General features: G+C 71.5%; 3 protein-coding genes and 1 pseudogene. 2 read left to right on the top strand and 2 right to left on the bottom strand.

The annotated features are described in order from the left end of the window. Together AB7U92_RS23800 and AB7U92_RS23795 are read left to right on the top strand one after the other, a co-directional pair. A partial coding sequence (locus tag AB7U92_RS23800) for an alpha/beta fold hydrolase (RefSeq protein ID WP_428582786.1) occupies positions 1–348 on the top strand: 348 nt, incomplete at its 5' end. A 39-nt stretch (positions 349–387) separates the two neighbouring features. Next, positions 388–726: pseudogene (locus AB7U92_RS23795) on the top strand (acyl-CoA thioesterase); the annotation flags it as partial. A gap of 20 nt (positions 727–746) precedes the next feature. On the opposite strand, the gene AB7U92_RS23790 reads toward AB7U92_RS23795, so the two are convergent. Then, positions 747–2,435 (bottom strand): ATP-binding protein, encoded by a 1,689-nt coding sequence (locus AB7U92_RS23790; protein WP_428582784.1) that lies wholly within the window; start codon positions 2,433–2,435, stop codon positions 747–749. Continuing rightward, entirely contained in the window at positions 2,425–3,342 is a 918-nt protein-coding gene (locus AB7U92_RS23785) for an AraC family transcriptional regulator (protein ID WP_428582782.1), read from the bottom strand. The genes AB7U92_RS23790 and AB7U92_RS23785 overlap by 11 nt, the downstream gene beginning before the upstream one ends. Positions 3,343–3,679: the final 337 nt, after the last annotated feature.

Below are 3,679 nucleotides of genomic sequence, written 5' to 3'. Positions count from 1 at the left end.
TACAAGCCCTACGGCTGGCTCAGCGACGCGCAGTGGCGGCGGCTGACCGAGACCTCGGTGCGCCGCTTGCCCGACGGCCGCGTGACGCCGCACTACGACCCGGCGATGGTGATGCAGTTCACCCACCACGGCGACGACTACCTGCGCTGGGACGAATGGGACTCGCTCGACATCCCGGTGCTGTGCCTGCGCGGCGAGGATTCCGATCTGCTGCTGCGCGACACCGCCGAGGCGATGCGCAACCGCGGCCCGCGTGCGGTGGTGGTGGAGATTGCCGGCTGCGGCCATGCGCCGGCGCTGAACACGCCCGAGCAGTTCGCCCTGGTGGAGCGCTTCCTGGCCGGCTGATGTCCGCCGCGGCGCCCGGCCTGCGTGGTACCGGGCACCATGCTTGCACTTCTGCGACTGCTCAAGACCTTCGTGCGCGCCGCGCGCCTGCCGCGGCTGCACCCGCACGACACCTGCGTGACCCACTGGCGCGTGCTGCCCAGCGACGTCGACGCCTTCGGCCACATGAACAACGCGCGCTACCCGGTGCTCATGGACATCGCCCGCGTCGACTTCCTGCTGCGCTGCGGACTGTTCCGCGGCGTGCTGCGCGAGCGCTGGGCGGTGCCGGTTGGCAGCGTGCACCTGCGCTTCCGGCGCTCGCTCAAGCCGTTCGAGCGCTTCGAGCTGCACACCCGGCTGCTTTACTGGGACGCGCGCGATGCTGCAGCGGCTGGCGCCGCGCTGAGCCGCGGCCCTCAGCGCGCCGCCGCCTCGCGGCCGATCACGCGGATCACATCGGCTGGGAAGCTGCGCAGGTCCAGCGGCTTGGTCCAGTACTCCAGCGCGCCGGCCTCGCGGGCGCGGTGGGCGTCCTGCGGATGCTCGCTGGCCGACAGCACCACCACGCCGAGTGCCGCGGTGTCCGGGTTGCGCTTGAGTTCTTCGAGAACCTCGGATCCCTCCATGTCGGGCAGGTGCATGTCCAGCAGCACGAGGTCGGGGTGCATCCGGCGTGCGAGCTCCAGCCCGGCCTGGCCATCCTCCGCATGCACCAGCTCGATCTGCGGCCAGCGCGCCAGCAGCTGCTGCACGAGCAGCACGTTGACCGGGTTGTCCTCGACATAGAGCAGCACCAGCGGCGGCAGGTCGAGCGCCGCCGGAGCGCCGGCGGGCGGGGGCGGCGGCGGGATCGCGGGGGCGGCGTCTTCCGCCCGGGCGGCTGCGGGCAGGGTGATGCGCACCCGCGTGCCCTGGCCGGCCTCGCTGTCGATCTCCAGCCGGCCGTTCATGCGCTCGACCAGCTGGCGGGTGAGCACCAGGCCGATGCCGGTGCCTTCGGCGACGTCACGCTCGCGGCCGAGCCGGTTGAACGGCTCGTAGAGGTGCGCGAGTTGCTCGCGCGTCATGCCCAGCCCGGTGTCGCCGACCTCCACCCGGACGGAGTCACCGTCTCGCGCGGCACGGATGTCGATGGCGCCGCCGTCGCGGTTGTACTTGACGGCGTTGGACAGCACGTTGATCAGCGCCTGGCGAATCCGCAGGGCGTCGCCGTCGACGTGCAGCACCGCGCCGTCGCGGTCGTGCCGGTGCACGCGGATGCCGCGCGCGCGCGCCTGCGTCTCGCAGATCGCCAGCGCCTCGTCGATCACCGCGTCCAGCGAGACGCGCGACACCTCCAGGCGCAGCGCGCCGGCCTCGACGATGGACAGGTCCGATGCATCGGCGATCAGCCGCAGCAGGTGCCAGCCGGCGGCGCGGATCTGCTCGACGCGCTGGGCCTGGCCGGGCGCGAGCGGCTCGTGCTCGTCGCTCTGCAGCAGCTGCGAGAAGCCCAGCACGGCATTCAACGGCGTGCGCATCTCGTGGCTCATGCGCGCGACGAACTCCGACATCGCCTGCCGGCTCGCCTCGGCGCGCAGCTGCGCCTGGCGTGCCGCCTCGGCGCTGCGCAGGTCGCTGACGTCGCGCAGCACCACCGTCATCAGCATGTCGTCGCCCTCGCCGGAGCGCGAGATGCTGGCTTCGATCGGAAAGACTTCTCCGTCGGCGCGCTGGCCGGCCAGCTCGTGCAGGCGGCCCATGCGCCGAGCCGTGCTGCCGGTGCGTCGATAGCTCTCGACGTGCAGGCGGTGGGCGAGCTGGCGTTCCGTCGGGATGAATCGATCCAGCGGCTCGCCGATCGCCTCGTCGGCGCCGACGCCGAACACCGCGGCTGCGGCCTTGTTGAAGAAGTGCACGCGCTGCTCCGCGTCGACGCTGATCACGGCGTCGCTGGCCTGGTCGAGCACGGCCTGGAGGCGGTCGGCCTGCTCGCGAGCGGCCGCCAGATGGCGCTGCAGGGACTCGAACGACTGCGCAGCGCCTTGCCCACTCGGCCGCAGCTGCTGCAGCAGCCGCCGCCACCACCCGGCTGCCAGTCCGCCAGGTTCGGACTCAGTCGCCATGGCGGCGCAGCTGCGAGGGCGTCTGGCCGGTCCAACGCTTGATGGCGCGGCGCAGGCTGCGCGTGTCCGAGAAGCCCGAGGCTTCGGCCACGCGCGCCATCGGGGCCTCGCCGGCATTCAGCAGTTCCAGTGCGCGGCGCATGCGTTCCTGGTCGAGCAGCGCGGCGTACGACAGTTCGGCGGCGAGCAGACGCCGGCGCAGCGTGCGTTCGCTGACGTTGACCGAGGCCGCGATCTCGGCCATCGATGGCGGCGAGCGCAGGTCGGCGCGCAGCGCCCGCACGATCACCGCCTCCAGTTCCGAGGGCGCACCGGCGCCGGCACGCAGCTCGAGCTGGTGCCGGCACAGCCTCGCGACCAGCGCGTCAGCGGTGGCAATCGGGTGGTCGATCAGTTCGAAGACCACGCGGTTGGCGCTGCAGCCGAAGTGCACCGGGCAGCCGAACGCTTCTTCGTGGCAGCGCGTGTCGGCCGGCAGCTCGCGACGCAGCTCGACACGCTGCGGGCCGTACCACGGCGCGACGACGAAGCGGCAGACGCGCACCAGCGCAGCAAAGGCGTGCTCCACGAGGAAGTGCCCGATCTCGGGTTCATCCTCGTGCACCGGCTCGGCCACCGCGCTGAACTCGCTGCCGTCCACCTGCTTCTGCAGGCACAGGAAGCGGTCGCTCGGCGGCAGGAAGTCGACGGCGAAGTCGAGGGCCTCGCGCGGATTGGCCGCGGCCATCATGCCGACCAGGCACAGCCCCCACGACACCAGGCTGGAGCTCGCGCCCAGCCGCAGCGGCAGGGCGGGGTCGTCGAGCATCTGCAGCGCGCGCTGGATCACGCGGCCGGTCTGGGCATAGGAGACGCGGAAGTCGATACGTTCGAGCTCGGCCAGGCCGAAGCCCAGTCCCCGGCACAAGGCGGCAGGGTTGTGCCGCCGGCGCGACGCCTCGTGAACGATGTGTCGCACGAGCAGCGGCTCGGCATCGGCGCGGTGAACGCGTGTCTGTCGGGAGGGAACTCGTTCTGCCTGGCGCAAGATGCTCGATGTCTGCCAAACCGGCTGGTCAAGGCGCCGCGGCCAGCCTGGGCCACAGGGGAAAGGTTGTCAGTTGGGGCGCCGCGCAATGCGCACGCACTGCCATCTTGATATTTGACATTTAAGCGATGGCTCCGCGCTGTGCCATGCCGTTCATCCATTCACCTTGGCCGCGTGAGTGCCCCGGGTTGACCGCTGCTGTCCCTGTGGTGTCGCT

This window comes from Piscinibacter sp., assembly GCF_050175855.1.
Classification (GTDB): domain Bacteria; phylum Pseudomonadota; class Gammaproteobacteria; order Burkholderiales; family Burkholderiaceae_C; genus Piscinibacter.
Note: the sequence above shows the minus strand (reverse complement) of the source record. Positions and strands in the feature narration are given on the sequence as shown.